Source organism: Pseudomonas fluorescens, assembly GCF_018614655.1.
Lineage (GTDB): Bacteria > Pseudomonadota > Gammaproteobacteria > Pseudomonadales > Pseudomonadaceae > Aquipseudomonas > Aquipseudomonas fluorescens_BX.
Window position 1 is genome coordinate 216026 of sequence record NZ_JAGGOG010000004.1, and the last position, 18999, is coordinate 235024.

16 protein-coding genes are annotated in these 18999 nt (G+C 60.1%); 11 read left to right on the forward strand and 5 right to left on the reverse strand.

The window, feature by feature from the left end; all coding sequences use genetic code 11:
- Positions 1-8: 8 nt before the first annotated feature.
- The 3 genes from J7E41_RS05850 to aspA form a co-directional block, all read right to left on the reverse strand.
- Complete coding sequence (locus J7E41_RS05850; protein ID WP_214990814.1) at positions 9-995, reverse strand: asparaginase; 987 nt, start codon at positions 993-995, stop codon at positions 9-11.
- 121 nt (positions 996-1116) lie between these two features.
- The gene (locus J7E41_RS05855; protein ID WP_214990816.1) at positions 1117-2568 is read right to left on the reverse strand and encodes an alanine/glycine:cation symporter family protein; all 1452 of its coding nucleotides are present in this window, start codon (positions 2566-2568) and stop codon (positions 1117-1119) included.
- 391 nt (positions 2569-2959) lie between these two features.
- On the reverse strand, positions 2960-4384 hold the full coding sequence (gene aspA / locus J7E41_RS05860; RefSeq protein ID WP_155582388.1) for an aspartate ammonia-lyase: 1425 nt from the start codon (positions 4382-4384) through the stop codon (positions 2960-2962).
- 181 nt (positions 4385-4565) lie between these two features.
- On the opposite strand from aspA, the gene J7E41_RS05865 reads away from it, so the two are divergent.
- From J7E41_RS05865 to J7E41_RS05885, 5 genes are all read left to right on the forward strand, one after another.
- Positions 4566-5474 (forward strand): LysR substrate-binding domain-containing protein, encoded by a 909-nt coding sequence (locus J7E41_RS05865; RefSeq protein WP_214990817.1) that lies wholly within the window; start codon positions 4566-4568, stop codon positions 5472-5474.
- A gap of 331 nt (positions 5475-5805) precedes the next feature.
- Entirely contained in the window at positions 5806-6297 is a 492-nt protein-coding gene (purE, locus tag J7E41_RS05870) for a 5-(carboxyamino)imidazole ribonucleotide mutase (RefSeq protein ID WP_003195648.1), read from the forward strand.
- 12 nt (positions 6298-6309) lie between these two features.
- Positions 6310-7395 (forward strand): 5-(carboxyamino)imidazole ribonucleotide synthase, encoded by a 1086-nt coding sequence (locus J7E41_RS05875; protein WP_214990819.1) that lies wholly within the window; start codon positions 6310-6312, stop codon positions 7393-7395.
- 99 nt (positions 7396-7494) lie between these two features.
- Complete coding sequence (locus J7E41_RS05880; RefSeq protein WP_214990821.1) at positions 7495-7740, forward strand: GlsB/YeaQ/YmgE family stress response membrane protein; 246 nt, start codon at positions 7495-7497, stop codon at positions 7738-7740.
- A gap of 77 nt (positions 7741-7817) precedes the next feature.
- A complete protein-coding gene (locus J7E41_RS05885) occupies positions 7818-8354 on the forward strand; it encodes a DUF3299 domain-containing protein (protein WP_214990823.1) in 537 nt (178 codons plus the stop codon).
- 103 nt (positions 8355-8457) lie between these two features.
- Here the strand turns inward: J7E41_RS05885 and J7E41_RS05890 are convergent, their stop codons facing one another.
- Positions 8458-9357, reverse strand: coding sequence for a D-hexose-6-phosphate mutarotase (locus J7E41_RS05890; RefSeq protein WP_214990825.1), 900 nt, complete (start codon positions 9355-9357; stop codon positions 8458-8460).
- 58 nt (positions 9358-9415) lie between these two features.
- Complete coding sequence (locus tag J7E41_RS05895; RefSeq protein ID WP_003176975.1) at positions 9416-9820, reverse strand: acyl-CoA thioesterase; 405 nt, start codon at positions 9818-9820, stop codon at positions 9416-9418.
- Between the two features lie 591 nt (positions 9821-10411).
- On the opposite strand from J7E41_RS05895, the gene J7E41_RS05900 reads away from it, so the two are divergent.
- The 6 genes from J7E41_RS05900 (at position 10412) to phoU (ending at position 18874) form a co-directional block, all read left to right on the forward strand.
- Complete coding sequence (locus J7E41_RS05900) at positions 10412-11692, forward strand: MFS transporter (RefSeq protein WP_214991378.1); 1281 nt, start codon at positions 10412-10414, stop codon at positions 11690-11692.
- A 244-nt stretch (positions 11693-11936) separates the two neighbouring features.
- Positions 11937-12926, forward strand: a complete 990-nt coding sequence (locus J7E41_RS05905) for a phosphate ABC transporter substrate-binding protein PstS (RefSeq protein ID WP_214990827.1) — start codon at positions 11937-11939, stop codon at positions 12924-12926.
- Between the two features lie 175 nt (positions 12927-13101).
- On the forward strand, positions 13102-15387 hold the full coding sequence (locus tag J7E41_RS05910; protein WP_214990829.1) for an ABC transporter permease subunit: 2286 nt from the start codon (positions 13102-13104) through the stop codon (positions 15385-15387).
- A gap of 15 nt (positions 15388-15402) precedes the next feature.
- Complete coding sequence (gene pstA / locus J7E41_RS05915) at positions 15403-17073, forward strand: phosphate ABC transporter permease PstA (protein WP_214990831.1); 1671 nt, start codon at positions 15403-15405, stop codon at positions 17071-17073.
- A 135-nt stretch (positions 17074-17208) separates the two neighbouring features.
- Positions 17209-18042 carry a phosphate ABC transporter ATP-binding protein PstB gene (gene pstB / locus J7E41_RS05920; protein WP_214990833.1) on the forward strand — a complete coding sequence of 278 codons (834 nt, stop codon included), beginning with the start codon at positions 17209-17211 and terminating at the stop codon, positions 18040-18042.
- A 70-nt stretch (positions 18043-18112) separates the two neighbouring features.
- Positions 18113-18874, forward strand: coding sequence for a phosphate signaling complex protein PhoU (phoU, locus tag J7E41_RS05925; RefSeq protein ID WP_214990835.1), 762 nt, complete (start codon positions 18113-18115; stop codon positions 18872-18874).
- Positions 18875-18999 lie beyond the last annotated feature (125 nt).

An 18999-nucleotide genomic window follows, 5' to 3' on the forward strand; every position in this document is an offset into this window, starting at 1 on the left:
GCCGTCGATCAGCTAAGCTCGCCGCACAGGTCAAGCTCGACCAGTCGATGAATCTCTTGAGTCGCGAGCCCGGCACCGATCAGCGCATTAAGTTTGCCGAACACTGCTTCGCGGGTCATGCCGCCACCCGACAACACGCCAACATCCCGCAAGCGGCTGCCGGCTTCATACACGTCCAGCTCCACGCCGCCTTCATGGCATTGGGTAATTGCCACGACCACGATGCCCAGCTCTTGAGCCCGCTTGAGGCTGGCGAGAAACTCCGGGTTATCGCTCGGCCCGGTACCGCTGCCGAAGCATTCCAGCACCAGCGCCTGAATGCCGCTGTTGATCAGGCCGTCGAGTTGCGTAGCGACGATGCCCGGAACCAGCGGCAGTACGCCGACGCTGGCGAGCTCTTTGTCATGACGATAATTCAGCGCCGCAGGCACCGAGTCAGCCTTGGCCACGCCGCCATTGCGCTGCAACGCGGCAAACGGATGGCGGCCAAAGCTGCGAATCTTCGCGCAACGGGTCGGCGCCATCAGCTCGCCATGGAAATACAGTTGCACACCCGGCGCCAAGCCTTTGCCCAGTGCTGCCAGGGCACCGCTGACGTTTTCCCAGGCATCGCTGTCGGGCACGCCCGCAGGCAGCATGGAGCCGGTGAACAGCACCGGCGTCGGCAGGCCGAGCAGTTGGAAGCTCATGGCGGCTGCGCTGTAGGCCAGGGTGTCGGTACCGTGCAGGATCAGTACGGCGTCGCAGCCGGCATCCACCGCTTCGATCACGGCAATGCGCAAACGCTGCCAGTAGGCGGGGGTCATGTTGGCACTGTCGATCAACGGCGCCATCTCGCGAAAACGCCAGGCGGGTACGGTGAGCTGTGGCTGGCTGGCGAGGTGATCGCTCATCCGTGCTTCAAAACCTGAAGCGGGGGCCAGGCCGTTGGCGCTGGCCTGCATGCCGATGGTGCCACCGGTGTAGAGCACCATGACGTTGTTAGCTGGGGACATCGAGAATTCTCCTGAACGAAAAACACCGCGCGGCCCAGAGCATGCCCAAGGCCGGGCGGTGTGTCACGGGGTATCCGGTCTCAGCGATACAGTTCCGCTTTTGGCGAGACCGGATACGCTCTTAGCGTTGCGCTTGAGCGTTCAGTTCAGCCGTAGCTGTTGCAACAGGCGCAGGCTTCACCGGATTGGCGGGCCAGGCTTTGCGATCCAGGTCCAGGTCCGGGAACTGGCTGGAATCGAACACCGGGGTCTTGATACCCGCAGCACGCTGGTTGTCGTAGTCGTTGAGGATGCGCATGGCGATCTTGAACAGGAACGCCAGGGCGAACAGGTTGACGAACGCGAGCATGGTCATGGTGATGTCGGCGAAGGCAAACACGGTGCCGAGGTTCTCGATGGAACCCCAGAAGATCAGCACCAGCACCAGTGCGCGATAACCCATCAGCACCTTGCGATTGTTGCCCACCAGGAAGCGCAGATTGCTCTCGCCGAGGTAGTAGTTGTACATGATCGAGGTGAACACGAACAACGCCAGGGCCACCGAGATGAACATCCGGCCCCAGTCACCGACGACCGCCGCCAGGGAGTTCTGGGTCAGTGCGATACCGTCGCCTTCAAAGCCTGGAGTGTAGAAACCCGAGAGCAGGATCAGCAACGCGGTGCAGGTGCAGATGATGAACGTGTCGAGGAATACGCTGAACGCTTGCACCACGCCTTGGGCGATCGGGTGTTCCACCGAGGCCACGGCCGCCACGTTAGGCGCACTGCCAAGACCGGCTTCGTTGGCGAACACGCCACGTTTCACGCCCATGATGATGGCGCTGCCCACCAGGCCACCGAAGGCTTGGTCGAGGCCGAAGGCGCTCTTGACGATGGTCATCAGCATGGCCGGCACGTGGTCGAATTGCAGCACGATCACGTACAGGGTCACGGCGATGTAGACCAGGGTCTTGACCGGCACCAGCAGGTCGGCGATCGAGGCGATACGCTTGATCCCGCCGATAAACACCAGGCCCAGCAATACCGCCAGGGCCAGGCCGGTGTAGGTGGTGTCCAGGCCAAAGGCGTTGTTCAGCGAGTGGGTCACAGCGTGGGCTTGCAGACCGTTGAAGGCGAAGCCGAAGGTCACCAGCAGTAGGAACGCCATCACCATCCCCAGCCAGCGTTTGTGCAAGCCGTGCTGGATGTAATAGGCCGGGCCGCCACGGTACGTACCTTCAGCGTCGGTACGCTTGTAGAGTTGGCCGAGGGAGCATTCGATAAAGCTCGAAGACATGCCCACCAGAGCGGTCACCCACATCCAGAACACGGCGCCCGGGCCACCCAGGGTCACGGCAATGCCGACACCTGCGATGTTACCGGCACCGACGCGGCCGGCCAGGCTGAGCATCAGCGCCTGGAACGAGCTGAGTTGACCGGCGCTGCTTTTCAGGCTGTCGCGGAACACCGCGAACATGTGGAAAAAGTGGCGCAACTGAACGAAACGCGAGCGGATCGTGAAGTAACCACCGAGCCCGACAATGAGCACGATCAATACTTTCCCTGAGAGGAAGTCGTTGATGACTTCTAGCATGGAGTGTTCCTCGCTGATTTTTCTAATGGCAAACGCAGGACGGTCCGATACGCCGCAAAGCACCAGGCAGTGCGCGACGGTCGACACCCAATCCTTTTGCGGGTGTTGTTATTCATGCTGTTTCGCGCTTCCAGGGTCTCGTTATCGACGACCGCTGACGCGAAGAGGGGCGGCACTATACCTAGGAGTGTGTGATCCGTCTGCACGAGGCGATTAAAGGTTTCAGCCAAGGCGTTACGGACAAGGCGGATTTACTGGGCGATCTTGGAGTTTTTATTGGCGTCATTTCACAACCTTGAGGCAAAAAAAAGGGCCTGAAGAACGAGCCTTCAGGCCCTCAAAAGGTGAGAGGTGTCTAGTCCCTCAACCTGGTGAGCGGTGCAACAAACGCTTAGGCCTTCAAAGGCACCAAGCGTGGGGCAATCATGTTTTCCGGGCGCAGGATGTCGTCGAGCATGGCGTCGTCGAGCAAGCCTTCTTCGCGCACCAGTTCCAGCACGCCGCGGCCGCTTTCAAGGGCAATACGGGCGATACGGGTGGCGTTTTCATAGCCGATGTACGGGTTCAGCGCGGTAACCAGGCCGATGGAGTGTTCCACCAACTCGCGGCAGCGGGCTTCGTTGGCGGTAATGCCGACGATGCAGTGCTCGCGCAGCATGTCCATGGCCCGTTGCAGCAGGCGGATCGAGTCGAAGATCTTGAAAGCGATCAGCGGCTCCATCACGTTCAGTTGCAATTGACCGCCTTCGGCAGCAATGGTCAGTGCCAGGTCGTTACCGATGATCTGGAACGCGACTTGGTTAACGGCTTCCGGGATCACCGGGTTGACCTTGCCGGGCATGATTGAGCTGCCTGGCTGGCGAGCCGGCAAGTTGATCTCGTTGATGCCGGTACGTGGGCCGCTGGACAGCAGGCGCAGGTCGTTGCAGATCTTCGACAGCTTCACCGCAGTACGCTTGAGCATGCCGGAGAACAGCACGAAGGCGCCCATGTCGGAAGTGGCTTCGATCAGGTCGGCAGCCGGTACCAGCGGCTGGCCGCTGATGGTGGCCAGGCGCGAAACGGCCAGGGCCTGATAACGCGGGTCGGCGTTGATGCCGGTACCGATGGCGGTGCCGCCCAGGTTGACTTCGGTCAGCAGCTCCGGCGCCAGGGTTTTCAGGCGTGCCAGGTCTTCACCCAGGGTGGTGGCGAAGGCGCGGAATTCCTGGCCGAGGGTCATCGGCACGGCGTCTTGCAGCTGGGTACGGCCCATTTTCAGGACGTGGTTGAATTCTTCACCCTTGGCGGCGAACGACTGGATCAGGCTGTCGAGGCTGGCCAGCAACGCGTCGTGACCCAGCAGCAGACCCAGGCGGATCGCAGTCGGGTAGGCGTCGTTGGTCGACTGCGCCATGTTCACGTCGTTGTTGGGGTGCAGGTACTGGTATTCGCCTTTGTTGTGGCCCATGGCCTCCAACGCGATATTGGCGATGACTTCGTTGGCATTCATGTTGGTTGAAGTGCCCGCGCCGCCTTGAATCATGTCCACCACGAACTCTTCGTGGAAATCGCCGCGGATCAGACGGGCACAGGCTTCGCTGATGGCAGCGTGCTTGGCTTCGCTGAGCTGGCCCAACTCACGGTTGGCGTCAGCGGCGGCTTGTTTGACCATTGCCAGGCCGACCACCAATTTCGGGTAATGCGAAATCGGAACGCCCGAGAGGCGGAAGTTATTCACCGCTCGCAGGGTCTGGATGCCGTAATACGCTTGAGCGGGTACTTCAAGTACGCCAAGCAGGTCTTTTTCTGTGCGGAATGATGCAGCGGAGGACATGACGGAAATCATCTCGATATGGACCCGGAACTGGCCGGAACGCTGCGAATGCTAGGCTTGCAGAAGTTTTAGGGCCAATGCTGTTAAGCACTGGCCTATGCAGAAACGGCATAATGTTGGTGTGACCCGATTACCATGGCGGGCGTGTGTGCCAAAATGGTGCATACCCTGGGAGGACCTGATGAACCTTGAAAGCAAATGGCTGGAAGACTTTAGCGCCTTGGCTGCCACCCGCAGTTTCTCCCAGGCGGCGGAGCGGCGCTTCGTTACCCAGCCAGCGTTCAGCCGCAGAATCCGCAGCCTCGAAGCCGCGCTGGGGCTGACACTGGTCAACCGCTCGCGTACGCCTGTCGAACTGACGGCGGCGGGGCAGTTGTTCCTGGTGACGGCGCGCACCGTGGTCGAGCAACTCGGTGAAGTGCTGCGCCACTTGCACCATCTGGAAGGCGGGCAGGGGGAAGTCATGCAAGTGGCGGCTGCGCACTCCTTGGCATTGGGGTTTTTCCCGCGTTGGATCGCCCAGTTGCGAAACGAAGGTCTGAACATCGCCACGCGGCTGGTCGCCACCAATGTCGGTGACGCCGTGCATGCACTGCGTGAAGGCGGGTGTGACCTGATGTTGGCATTCTACGATCCGGATGCCGCGATGCAGATGGACCCGGAGATCTTCCCGTCGTTGCACCTGGGCAATACCGAAATGCTCCCGGTGTGCGCCGCTGATGCGGACGGCAAGCCGTTGTTCGACCTGGAAGGTGAGGGCAGCGTGCCGCTGTTGGCTTATAGCGCCGGGGCGTTTCTTGGGCGTTCGGTCAACCTGTTGCTGCGCCAGCGGGCCCTGCGTTTCACCACGGTTTATGAAACGGCGATGGCCGACAGCCTGAAAAGCATGGCCCTGGAAGGCTTGGGGATTGCCTGGGTGCCACAGTTGAGCGTGCGTGCCGAACTGGCCCGAGGTGAGTTGGTGGTGTGCGGTGGTCCGCAATGGCATGTGCCGCTGGAGATTCGACTGTACCGCTGCGCGTTGGTGCGCAAGGCGAATGTGCGGTTGTTGTGGCGCAAGTTGGAAGGCGGTGCGGCGCAAAATACCTGAACCAACACAGATCAAATGTGGGAGGGGGCTTGCTCCCGAAAGCGGTGTTTCAGGCACTTATCTGTCACTGACACACCACTTTCGGGAACAAGCCCCCTCCCACAGGGTTCAGTGATGTCTGGGACTGACCTGGAAGTCAATAAAACCGCTGGTTTACGCCGCTAGACAGATGGTCATCCCAGGGGCTGTTTATCTGGATTATTACGGTATACTGCGCGGCCTTCGGCCGGTCCAACCGGCCTTAATTCGTACAACAAGCCACGCCGGATTTCCCGCGTGGCTTGTTGTTTTTTGACGCGCCTGCGGGCGCCCAGAGAGAAGAGGCACGACGATGAGTGCATTGGTTGGCGTGATCATGGGCTCCAAGTCCGATTGGTCCACCCTTAGCCACACCGCCGATATGCTGGAAAAGCTCGGCATTCCGTATGAAGTGAAAGTGGTCTCTGCCCACCGCACGCCGGATTTGCTGTTCCAGTATGCCGATGAAGCAGAATCGCGTGGCATCGAGGTGATCATCGCCGGTGCCGGTGGCGCGGCGCACCTGCCGGGCATGTGTGCGGCCAAGACCCACCTGCCGGTACTCGGCGTGCCGGTGCAGTCGTCGATGCTCTCGGGTGTGGATTCGCTGTTGTCCATCGTGCAGATGCCCGCCGGTATTCCGGTGGCGACCCTGGCGATTGGCAAGGCCGGCGCGATCAACGCAGCCTTGCTGTCCGCCAGCATCCTGGGCGCCAAGCACCCGCAGTTCCACGCGGTGCTGAAAAAATTCCGTGCTGAACAGACAGACAGCGTCCTGGACAATCCAGACCCACGCATCGCCTGAGGTTGTTGATTGATGAAAATCGGTGTAATCGGTGGCGGCCAACTGGGTCGCATGCTGGCTCTGGCGGGCACCCCGCTGGGGATGAACTTCGCTTTCCTGGACCCGGCGCCGGACGCCTGTGCTGCGGCGTTGGGTGAACACCTGCGGGCTGACTACAGCGACCCGGATCACCTGCGCCAACTGGCCGATGAAGTCGACCTGGTGACGTTCGAGTTCGAAAGCGTTCCGGCCGAAACCGTGGCCTTCCTGTCGCAATTCGTCCCGGTGTACCCGAGCGCCGAAGCCCTGCGCATCGCGCGCGACCGCTGGTTCGAAAAGAGCATGTTCAAGGACCTGGGCATTCCAACGCCGGCGTTCGCGGACATCCAGTCCCAGGCGGACCTGGATGCTGCAGTCGCGGCCATCGGCCTGCCGGCCGTGTTGAAGACCCGCACGTTGGGTTATGACGGCAAGGGCCAGAAAGTCCTGCGCACCGCCGCCGATGTGGTCGGCACTTTCGCCGAGCTGGGTAGCGTTGCTTGCCTGCTGGAAGGCTTCGTGCCGTTCACCGGTGAAGTTTCGTTGATCGCCGTACGCGCTCGTGATGGCGAGACCCGTTTCTACCCGTTGGTGCACAACACTCACGACAGCGGCATCCTCAAGCTGTCCGTGGCCAGCACCGACCACCCGCTGCAAGCCCTGGCCGAAGATTATTCCAGCCGGGTGTTGAAGCAGCTGGATTACGTCGGCGTGATGGCGTTCGAGTTCTTTGAAGTCGACGGCGGCCTCAAGGCCAACGAAATCGCCCCACGTGTGCACAATTCGGGGCACTGGACCACCGAAGGCGCCGAGTGCAGCCAGTTCGAAAACCACCTGCGGGCGGTAGCGGGCTTGCCGTTGGGGTCGACGGCCAAGGTTGGCGAGAGCGCCATGCTCAACTTCATCGGGGTGGTCCCGCCGGTGGAAAAGGTCGTCGCTATCGATGACTGCCACCTGCACCACTACGGCAAGGCGTTCAAGGTCGGGCGCAAAGTCGGCCATGCCAACCTGCGCAGCAAGGATCGAGTGACCCTGGAGCAACAGATCCTCAAGGTCCAAGCGCTGATCGCCGAACAATAACCCAAACGCTGGCGGGAACCATTGGTAACCGTCATCCTCTGATTGCAGGATGCCAAAGTCTGACTAGGCTCTAGCTAAATTCATTCAGAGGGAAATGCCATGGGTATTATTGGAACCATCTTTATCGGCTTGATCGTCGGCCTGCTGGCACGTTTCCTGAAGCCGGGCGACGACAGCATGGGCTGGATCATGACCATCCTGCTGGGTATTGCCGGTTCTTTGGCCGCCACCTACGGCGGTCAGGCACTGGGTATCTACCAGGCAGGCCAGGGCGCAGGTTTTATCGGTGCGCTGGTGGGTGCCGTGGTTCTGTTGGTGATCTACAGTCTGCTGAAAAAGAAGTAATTCAGCGCTGAGCCCTCTGCGCTATGCAGGCGCAGAGGGCTAGAATGCTCGGCATTGTTTCCTTGCCGAGCTCTTTCATGCGCCGTTTCTTGTTGACTCTCCTCTTGCTGGGCACTGGCCTGGCCCATGCCGGCGAATTGCCGGAAACCGACTGGCTTGAATTGATGCCCAAGTCGGACCAGAAAGCCCTCGAGCAAATGCCGGAAATCGACCACAACTCTCCGGAAGCCCAAGGCACCTTTACTGCAAAGGGTGGTTTGAAGCAGAGCAAGGGTTTGCCTGCGGTGATGTATTCCACCAAGACCGTGGCGGCCATGAACGGCAAGCACATCCGCATTGGTGGCTATCCGGTGCCATTGGAGACCGACGCCAAGGGCCGCAGCACGCTGTTCTTCCTGGTGCCTTACCCAGGTGCCTGCATTCACGTGCCGCCACCGCCGCCTAACCAGTTGGTGCTGGTGCGTTATCCCAAAGGCTTGAAGCTGGATGACATCTACACACCGCTGTGGGTGACGGGGACGTTGAAGGTGGAGACGGTCAACAATGACCTGGCTGACGCGGCGTATGCGCTGGAGGCGGGGACAGTGCGGGCGGTGAAGGAGTTCGACCTGTAGCCGCTGCCGAGGTATGAGGCAGCGATGGGTTGCGATGCAGTCCCTGAGGGCTGTCCTGCGGCTCGCATCGTAGCCTCGTGCCTCGGCAGCGGTTACAGCGGGTTTACAGCGCGATGCCAGTGATGCTCACACCCAAGGTATGGCTTTCACCCGGCGCCAAGCTCACTACATCGCCCAGCACATTCGCCGTCTCGACGCACAGCATACCCTGCCAGCCATCGTCAGCCATGTCGCTGAAGGCCTTGGCCCGTTCGGTCCAGGGGTTCCAGATCACCGTCGAATGGGAGCCAGTGCTGGTGAGCTGGATGCGGCGCTGCCAGTCTTTATCGACAATGTTCAACTGCGTCGGCGTGTCGAGGTAGATGCGGTCGGTTTCGCCGGTAAAGTGCAGAGGGCCGGACTGTTTGGCGGTCTTCCAGTCGTCTGCGGTATTGATGTACTCCAGCCCATCCAGCCCTTCGACCTGCACATTGCGCACGTCACTGACGGCGAAATAGCTGTGCAACGCCTGGCTGATGGTCACGGTGTCGGTACTGCGGTTATGGCTGCTCAGGCGGATATGTAACTGATCATCCAGCAGCACGCTCATCTTCAGGTCGACCTGATGGGGCCACTGCGCAAAACCGCCCTGCGGCACCGTCAGTGCAAAATCCAACTGCAAGGCATTGGCACTCGTGGTGGTCTTTTCCAGCGTCCAGTCAGCGGTGCGCACGAAGCCGTGGGCCCCGGCCGGCGTGTCACTGTGACGCATGGCCTTGACGCTTTGCGGGTTACGGTCGAAAACCCCAAACCACGGCCAGCAGATCGGCACGCCCGTGCGGATGCCTTTGCCTGTCTTGAATACCACGTTGTCGTTGGGCCAGATCAGCGGCTTTTCGCCGGCACGCTGGTAGCTGACGAGGTGGGCGCCTTGTTGGGCGATCACCAATTCGGCTCCTTCGTGGCGGATGCGCCAGCAGGTCAGCTCATCCAGTTTCACGATTTCAACGTCAGGCGTAGACATAGGTGTTCTCTCAATGACAGACAATTCGGTGCAATGGACCGTCAAACCGCAGCGAGGTTTAACGCGCTCGCGACGGAACCGATCGGGTGCGGCCACTGCCATCAATGGCGACGAACACAAACACCGCCTCGGTGACCTTGCGCCATTCACTGGACAGGGGATCGTCGCTCCATACTTCGACCATCATCTGGATCGAGCTGCGGCCGATTTCCAGGGCTTGGGTATAGAAGGACAGCTGTGCGCCTACTGCCACCGGCACCAGGAACGCCATGCGATCGATCGCGACGGTCGCGACGCGGCCACCCGCAACTTTGCTGGCCATTGCCGTGCCCGCCAGGTCCATCTGGGCTACCAGCCAGCCGCCGAAGATATCGCCGAAACCATTGGTTTCACGCGGGAGCGCGGTGATTTGCAGGGCGAGATCGCCTTGCGGGATAGGATCTTCTTGTTCGAGTTCGATCATGCCGGGGGTGCCTCTGACCCGTGACTCTTGGAGTATGTAGCCGGTGAATAGCCGTCTTGGAAAAACGATTCAGCCCCGAACATACTACGTTCGTCACGTTTTTCGAAAGGCGCCTGAAGGGAAACTCTGCGAAAGCGGCTGAACAATGCCAACGACGTTTTCGCGCAGTAACCCCAGATATAAGCAGGTGCAGGGTTTGCAGTATATCGGTCGATAGACGCTGAGACGACCTTCCGGTTCTGTTTTTGATCGTCTATCTGAATGACTGCGTTGAGGGTGCAGGATCCGGCCGGTTTGGCGTCAAAAAACTGGCCAAAGCAGTCAGGGAAGTTGAGGGGTTTGACCATTGTGCCTTTTCAGCGTTGGCCCCCAGTATTTGCTGGCGTTTCTGGTCCCCAACAATAATTCAAAGAAGGAATACCCATCCCGGCAAGATATTGGCTGGCGGGGCGCGAGTTGGCTCAATAACCGTTTAGGTGTTGAGGCTATGCTTTTTCGAGCAATTTGCTATCGTGCCGGACCTGCCAGACCACAACCGACGCCGTTGCGATTCCTGATCTGACCAATAAGAGAAGCCTTGCCATGACCACAGTGCCTTCAAGCATTGCGCAGCCCGCACGACCGCTGACCCGCAACGACTACAAAACCCTGTCGCTGTCTGCTTTGGGCGGGGCACTGGAATTTTACGATTTCATCATCTTCGTATTTTTCGCCACTGTGGTCGGAAAGCTGTTCTTCCCGGCTGATATGCCCGAATGGCTGCGCCTGATGCAGACTTTCGGCATTTTCGCCGCTGGTTACTTGGCTCGGCCCCTGGGTGGCATCATCATGGCCCACTTCGGCGACCTGCTGGGCCGCAAGAAGATGTTCACCCTGAGCATCTTCATGATGGCCGTACCGACTCTGATCATGGGCCTGCTGCCCACCTACGCACAGATCGGGCTGTGGGCGCCGATCCTGTTGCTGCTGATGCGAGTGATCCAGGGCGCGGCAATTGGCGGTGAGGTGCCTGGTGCCTGGGTATTCGTCTCCGAGCATGTGCCGCCACGGCACATCGGCTACGCCTGCGGCACCCTGACCAGCGGGTTGACCGCCGGGATCTTGCTCGGGTCGCTGGTGGCCACCGCGATCAACTCGGTCTACACCCCGGAGCAGGTCTCGGATTACGCCTGGCGGATCCCTTTCCTGCTGGGTGGCGTCTTCGGTCTGTTCTCGGTGTACCTGCGTCGCTGGCTGCATGAAACGCCGATTTTCGCCGAGATGCAGCAACGCAAGACACTGGCCGCCGAGTTGCCGCTGCGTGCCGTGTTGCGCGACCACCGTGGCGCCATCGTGCTGTCGATGCTGCTGACCTGGCTGCTCTCCGCCGGCATCGTGGTGGTCATTCTGATGACCCCGACGGTGCTGCAGACCGTCTACCACTTCAGCCCTACCGTGTCATTGCAAGCCAACAGCCTGGCGATCGTCACCCTGAGCCTCGGTTGCATCGCGTCCGGCGCCCTGGCGGACCGCTTCGGCGCAGGTCGGGTGTTGATCGCCGGCTGTGCGCTGCTGCTGGCGACCTCCTGGACGCTCTACCACAGCTTGCTTGATCACCCTGACTGGCTGTTCCCGCTGTACACCCTGACGGGCCTGTTTGTGGGTGTGGTTGGCGTGGTGCCCTACGTGATGGTCAAGGCCTTTCCAGCAGTAGTCCGGTTTAGCGGATTATCGTTTTCCTACAACGTTGCTTACGCGGTGTTTGGCGGCCTGACGCCATTGGCGGTGTCGTTGCTGATGAAGGAAAGCCCGATGGGGCCGGCTTACTATGTGGCAGTGATCTGCACGATGGGGATGCTGGTGGGCGGGTATTTGTGGAAGCGTGGTCGCTAACGACTCGTTGTAGGGCTGTGTCGCCAGGCGCAGCCCATTAACCATTGCAGAGTGTTTCCCAGTCCCCGTATCAACGCCCTCGTTTCCTGTTTTGCCCCGTATTTTCAGGTATTTCCCCCAAAGGCCAGTGTTCTTCTCGAATACTGGCCTTTCATCTAATTGTCACATTCCAGACATAGAGTGTTCACACGGCCTACCGATACTTGGCCCCGATCCAACTATCCCTATCTGCTAGGAGTAAGGCATGAAACTGAAGCGTTTGATGGCGGCAATGACTTTTGTCGCTGCTGGCGTTGCGACTGCCCACGCGGTGGCCGCTGGTGTTGACCCGGCAATTCCGGCTTACGTGAAGACCACGGGTGTGTCGGGCAACTTGTCCAGCGTTGGTTCCGATACCCTGGCAAACCTGATGACCTTGTGGGCTGAGGGTTACAAAAAGGAATACCCGAACGTCAACATCCAGATTCAGGCCGCCGGCTCCGCCACTGCGCCACCTGCGCTGACTGAAGGCACCTCCAACCTGGGCCCGATGAGCCGCAAGATGAAGGACACCGAACTGGCTGCCTTCGAGCAGAAGTACGGCTACAAGCCAACCGCTATCCCGGTTGCCGTGGATGCCCTGGCCGTGTTCGTGCACAAGGACAACCCGATCCAGCACCTGACCATGGAACAAGTCGACGCGATCTTCTCCTCGACTCGTCTGTGCGGCGCCAAAGCCGACGTGAAAACCTGGGGCGACCTGGGCGTGACCGGTGACCTGGCCAACAAGCCAGTACAACTGTTCGGTCGCAACTCGGTATCCGGCACCTACGGCTACTTCAAAGAAGAAGCCCTGTGCAAAGGCGACTACAAGCCTAACGTGAACGAACAACCAGGCTCGGCTTCGGTCGTGCAGTCCATCAGCTCCTCGCTGAACGGCATTGGTTATTCGGGCATCGGCTACAAGACCGCCAGCGTGAAGACCGTGGCCCTGGCCAAGAAAGGCAGCACTGACTTCATCGAAGACAGCGAAGAAAACGCCCTGAACGGCAAATACCCGCTGTCGCGCTTCCTCTACGTTTACGTCAACAAAGCCCCGAACAAGCCTCTGGCTCCGCTGGAAGCTGAGTTCGTGAAACTGGTTCTGTCCAAACAGGGCCAGGAAGTTGTAGTGAAAGACGGCTACATCCCACTGCCAGCCAAAGTTGCCGCCAAGGCACTGGCTGACCTGGGTTTGAAAGAAGGCGGCAAGTAAGCCCGCACCACCTGGTGTAGGAGTGTGCTCTTCTGTGGGAGCGGGCAAGCCCGCTCCCACACTAGACCTCCCATACCCCTAATTTTTCAGTCCGCTGCCAGCTTTGCTACGCGGCGGATTTTTTGCGTCACTGCATTGTCATCTTTCTGTCATACAGGATCGCTAGGGTGTGCGCATGAATGATCTGGCCAATTCCACCATGACGACGACTTCTCCCCCCAAGCGCATTGATTTCAATACGCCTGAGCTGCAACGCAAGCGCCGCATTCGCGCGCTCAAGGATCGCCTGACCCGTTGGTATGTCCTGATTGGCGGTCTCGCCGTCTTGGGCGCGATCACCTTGATCTTCTTCTTCCTCGCCTACGTGGTTGCGCCGCTGTTCCAGGGTGCCAGCCTGACCAAGGAAGAGGCCCTGACGCCTGCCTGGGTACAGGACGCCGGCAAGCCACTGATGATCTCCCTGGAAGAACAGAACCAGGTTGCCATGCGGGTTTCCGACAAGGGCCAGGCGCTGTTCTTTGATATCGACACCGGGGCTGAACTCAAGCGCGTCAACCTGCCACTCCCGGCCGGTACCAGCGTCGCTTCCATCGGTGAGGACCAGCCAGGCAGCCCGCTGGTGATCCTCGGCCTGTCCAACGGCGAGTCCCTGGTGTTCCGCCATACCTACAAAGTGTCCTACCCGGACGGCAAGAAGACCATTACACCTGCGGTCGAATACCCTTACGGCGAAACGCCTATCGTGCTCGACGAGCAAGGTCGCCCGCTTGAGCACGTTGCGCTCAACGCCACGGATTCGTCTCTGGTGGTGGCCGGTTCCGCCGGGTCGCACTTGAACGTGCTGTCCGTGAGTCGCGAAGAAAACATGATGACCGGTGAAGTCACCAGCGAGCAGAAGCGCATCGAGCTGCCGCAAATGACTGAGCCGGTCAAAGCCATCTTCGTCGACCCGCGTCAGCAATGGCTGTACGTGATCAACGGTCGCGCCTTGGCCGATGTATTCAGCCTGCGGGACAACAGCCTCAACGGTCGCTACAAACTGCTGGAAGACGCCGGTGCCGACGTGACTGCCAGTACCCAACTGGTGGGTGGTATCTCGTTGATCGTCGGCGATTCCAAGGGCGGCCTGGCTCAGTGGTTCATGGCCCGTGATCCGGATGGCGAACAACGCCTGAAGCAGATCCGCACCTTCCAGATGGGCACCGCGCCTGTCATCGAAATCACCGCCGAAGAACGTCGCAAAGGTTTTGTCGCCCTCGACGCTTCCGGCAAGCTCGGCGTGTTCCACAGCACCGCCCACCGCACCTTGCTGGTGGACCCGGTGGTCGATGGTCAAGGCGTGTTCGGCCTGTCGCCACGGGCCAACCGTGTGATCGTCGAAGCCGGCGGCAAGCTGCAACCGTTGCTGCTGGACAACCCGCACCCGGAAGTGTCCTGGAGCGCGCTGTGGAGCAAGGTCTGGTACGAAAACTACGACGAGCCTAAATATGTCTGGCAATCGACCGCCGCCAACACCGACTTCGAACCCAAGATGAGCCTGGCGCCGTTGACCTTCGGTACGCTCAAGGCTGCGTTCTACGCCATGCTGCTGGCCGCACCACTGGCCGTCGCTGCTGCCATCTACACCGCCTACTTCATGGCCCCGAGCCTGCGCCGCAAGGTCAAGCCGGTGATCGAACTGATGGAAGCGATGCCGACGGTGATCCTCGGCTTCTTCGCCGGGCTGTTCCTGGCGCCGTATGTCGAAGGGCATCTACCGGGGATATTCAGTCTGCTGATGCTGTTGCCGATTGGCATTCTGGTGGCCGGCTTCGTCTTCAGCCGTCTGCCTGAGTCTATCCGCCTGCGAGTACCGGACGGCTGGGAAAGTGCGATCCTGATCCCGGTGATCCTGTTTGTGGGCTGGCTCTCTCTGTACATGAGCCCGTACCTGGAAACCTGGTTCTTCGGCGGCGACATGCGTATGTGGATCTCTCACGATCTGGGCATCACCTACGACCAGCGCAACGCCCTGGTAGTCGGCCTGGCCATGGGTTTTGCGGTGATCCCGAACATCTACTCCATTGCTGAAGACGCCGTGTTCAGCGTACCTCGCGGCCTGACCCTGGGTTCCCTGGCCCTCGGTGCTACGCCGTGGCAGACCATGACTCGTGTCGTCATCCTGACCGCCAGCCCGGGGATTTTCTCGGCGCTGATGATCGGTATGGGCCGTGCGGTCGGCGAAACCATGATTGTGCTGATGGCCACCGGCAATACCCCCGTAATGGAAATGAACCTGTTCGAAGGCCTGCGTACCCTCGCGGCTAACGTCGCAGTGGAAATGCCCGAGTCGGAAGTCGGTGGTAGCCACTACCGCGTGCTGTTCCTCTCGGCGCTGGTGCTGCTGTTGTTCACCTTCATCATGAACACCCTCGCCGAGCTGATTCGTCAGCGTCTGCGCAAGAAATACTCGTCGCTTTAAGAAAGGTAGAAGTCTGTGAAACAGAACTCCCTGAATGGATGGTTCAAGAGCGGCGCTCCCGGCGTCTGGATCAGCGGTGGTGCGGTGTCCATCGCGGTCATCATGACCATTGGTTTGTTGGCCGTGATTGCTGTGCGTGGCCTGGGCCACTTCTGGCCGGCTGACCTGATCCAGGCCAACTATGACGTACCGGGCCAGGCCAACCATATGGTCATCGGCGAGGTGGTACAGAAAGAAGAAGTGCCTCGTGAGCGCCTGAAAAGCGCTGGCTTGCCGGTACCGGATCAAGGTCCGGAATTCATGACCCGCGAGCTGATCAAGGTCGGTAACCGCGACTTGAACGGCAATGACTTCACCTGGATCGTCGGCGAGTGGCTGACCAACCAGACCAAGCCCGCAGAGCTGATGACCATCGAGCGCCGTGAGTGGGGTAACTTCTACGGCACCCTGGTCAACGTCAAACAGGACGGCAAGGTTATCGCTGAAGGCCCTGCCGCGTGGCCGGAACTGCAAGCCCGTGTGGACCGCGTCAACAAGCTCGCGGCTCAGCTCAAGACCCTTGAAAAGTCCGATATCGGCGCGATCAACGCAGGTTTGGAACGTATCCGCCTGCATGGTCGCAAGCTGGAGCTGGAAGGCAAGCTGGACGCCACCGCTCAAGCCGACATGGACAGTGGCCGCGCCGAGCTGAACAATCGCTACAAGGACATCGAAGCGCGCCTGTCTGACCTGCATACCCAGTTCAACCGCGACAGCCTGACCGCCCGCGACGCCAACGGCAAAGAACTGGAAATCAGCATCGGCAAGGTGGTGCATGCCTACCAGCCCAATGCCATGGGTTACATGACCAAGGTCGGCTTCTACTTCAGTAAGGTCTGGGAATTCCTCAGCGACGACCCACGGGAAGCCAACACCGAAGGCGGGATCTTCCCGGCGATCTTCGGCACCGTGATGATGACGCTGATCATGGCCATGATCGTGACCCCGTTCGGCGTGTTGGCGGCGGTGTACCTGCGTGAGTACGCCAAGCAGAACACCCTGACCCGAATTATCCGCATCGCCGTGAACAACCTGGCGGGCGTTCCGGCCATTGTCTACGGCGTGTTCGGCCTGGGCTTCTTCGTCTACGTACTGGGCGGTTCGGTGGACCGGTTGTTCTTCTCGGAAGCGTTGCCCGCACCGACCTTCGGTACCCCGGGTTTGCTCTGGGCGTCCCTGACCCTGGCGCTGCTGGCAGTCCCCGTGGTGATCGTGGCCACCGAAGAAGGCCTGGCGCGGATTCCTCGTACCGTGCGTGAAGGCTCCCTGGCATTGGGCGCGACCAAGGCGGAAACGCTGTGGAAGATCGTCCTGCCGATGGCCAGCCCGGCGATGATGACCGGCATGATCCTCGCCGTGGCCCGTGCCGCCGGTGAAGTGGCGCCGCTGATGCTGGTGGGTGTGGTGAAACTGGCGCCGTCGCTGCCGGTGGACGGCAACTACCCGTACCTGCACCTGGACCAGAAGATCATGCACCTGGGCTTCCATATTTATGACGTCGGCTTCCAGAGCCCTAACGTTGAAGCCGCACGGCCGCTGGTGTACGCCACAGCGCTGTTGCTGGTGCTGGTGATCGCCACGCTCAACCTGTCGGCGGTGTGGATTCGTAACCACCTGCGCGAGAAGTACAAGGCGCTGGATAGCTGATTGAAGTGAACGCGGACTAAATGTGGGAGCGGGCTTGCTCGCGAATGCGGTGTTTCAGTAACACTTAGGTCGACTGACCTGACGCTTTCGCGAGCAAGCCCGCTCCCCCCGAATTGGTAGCACAGGGAGCATCCCATGCAACACGAAACCCATTCCCACGGCATTAACATGTCTGCCCTGGGTCGCGACAAGCAGAGCCTGAGCCTGGCCCAGGAAACCGTGGCCATCGAAGTCCCGGGCCTGAGCCTGTTCTACGGTGACAAGCAGGCGCTGTACGACGTCAGCATGAACATCCCCAAGCAGCGCGTGACGGCCTTCATCGGGCCGTCCGGCTGTGGTAAATCCACGCTGCTGCGCACCTTCAACCGGATGAATGATCTGGTGGACGGCTGCCGTGTGGAAGGCGCGATCAACCTCTACGGCACCAACATCTACCGCAAGGGTGAAGACGTGGCCGAGCTGCGTCGCCGGGTCGGCATGGTGTTCCAGAAGCCCAACCCGTTTCCCAAGACCATCTACGAAAACGTGGTCTATGGCTTGCGCATCCAGGGCATCAACAAGAAACGTATCCTCGACGAGGCCGTGGAGTGGGCGCTCAAGGGCGCGGCATTGTGGGATGAGGTCAAGGACCGTCTGCACGAATCGGCCCTGGGTCTGTCCGGCGGTCAGCAGCAACGTCTGGTGATCGCTCGCACCATTGCTGTGGAGCCGGAAGTGCTGCTGCTCGATGAGCCATGCTCGGCACTCGACCCGATTTCCACCCTGAAAGTCGAAGAGCTGATCTACGAGCTGAAATCCAAATTCACCATCGTCATCGTGACCCACAACATGCAACAGGCAGCACGGGTGTCCGACTACACCGCGTTCATGTACATGGGCAAACTGGTGGAGTTCGGCGATACCGATACCCTGTTCACCAATCCGGCGAAGAAGCAGACCGAAGACTACATCACCGGTCGTTACGGCTAGCAAGCGGCTGCTTTCACTGAACTGATGCTGCGGTCGACCGCACCTTACCGGACGCTCCAAGGACGCCAACATGATTAGCAAAGAAGGCCTTACCCATCACATCTCCGCGCAGTTCAACGCTGAACTTGAGGAAGTGCGCAGCCACCTCCTGGCCATGGGCGGGCTGGTGGAGAAGCAAGTCAACGACGCCGTTACCGCGCTGATCGAGGCTGATTCCGGCCTGGCCCAGCAGGTGCGCGAGATCGATGACCAGATCAATCAGATGGAGCGCAATATCGACGAGGAATGCCTGCGCATCCTCGCTCGTCGGCAACCGGCCGCGTCTGACCTGCGTTTGATCATCAGCATCTCCAAGTCGGTGATCGATCTGGAGCGCATTGGCGATGAAGCCACCAAGATTGCCCGTCGCGCCATCCTGCTGTGCGAAGAAGGCGAAGCGCCGCGCGGTTATGTTGAAGTGCGCCACATCGGTGACCAGGTGCGCAACATGGTCCGCGATGCCCTGGACGCGTTTGCCCGCTTTGACGCCGAACTGGCGTTGTCGGTGGCCCAGTACGACAAGATCATCGACCGCGAGTACAAGACCGCCCTGCGTGAACTGGCGACCTACATGATGGAAGACCCGCGCTCGATCTCGCGGGTGTTGAACATCATCTGGGTCCTGCGTTCCCTGGAGCGCATCGGCGACCATGCTCGCAACATCTCGGAGTTGGTGATCTACCTGGTGCGCGGCACCGATGTACGCCACATGGGCCTCAAGCGCATGAAGGCCGAAGTTGAAGGCACCGTTGATCAAATCTCTAATGTTCCGGACATTGCTGACGATAAGTAAGATTGCCCGAGAAATAAACGCCCGGCCTTTGGTCGGGCGTTTTCGTTTGTGGCGTATGAATTTTGCGCTGCGGACACCAGTAAAGTCCCGGCGTGACTGAAGAGTTTTGGCGAAATGCCATCAGC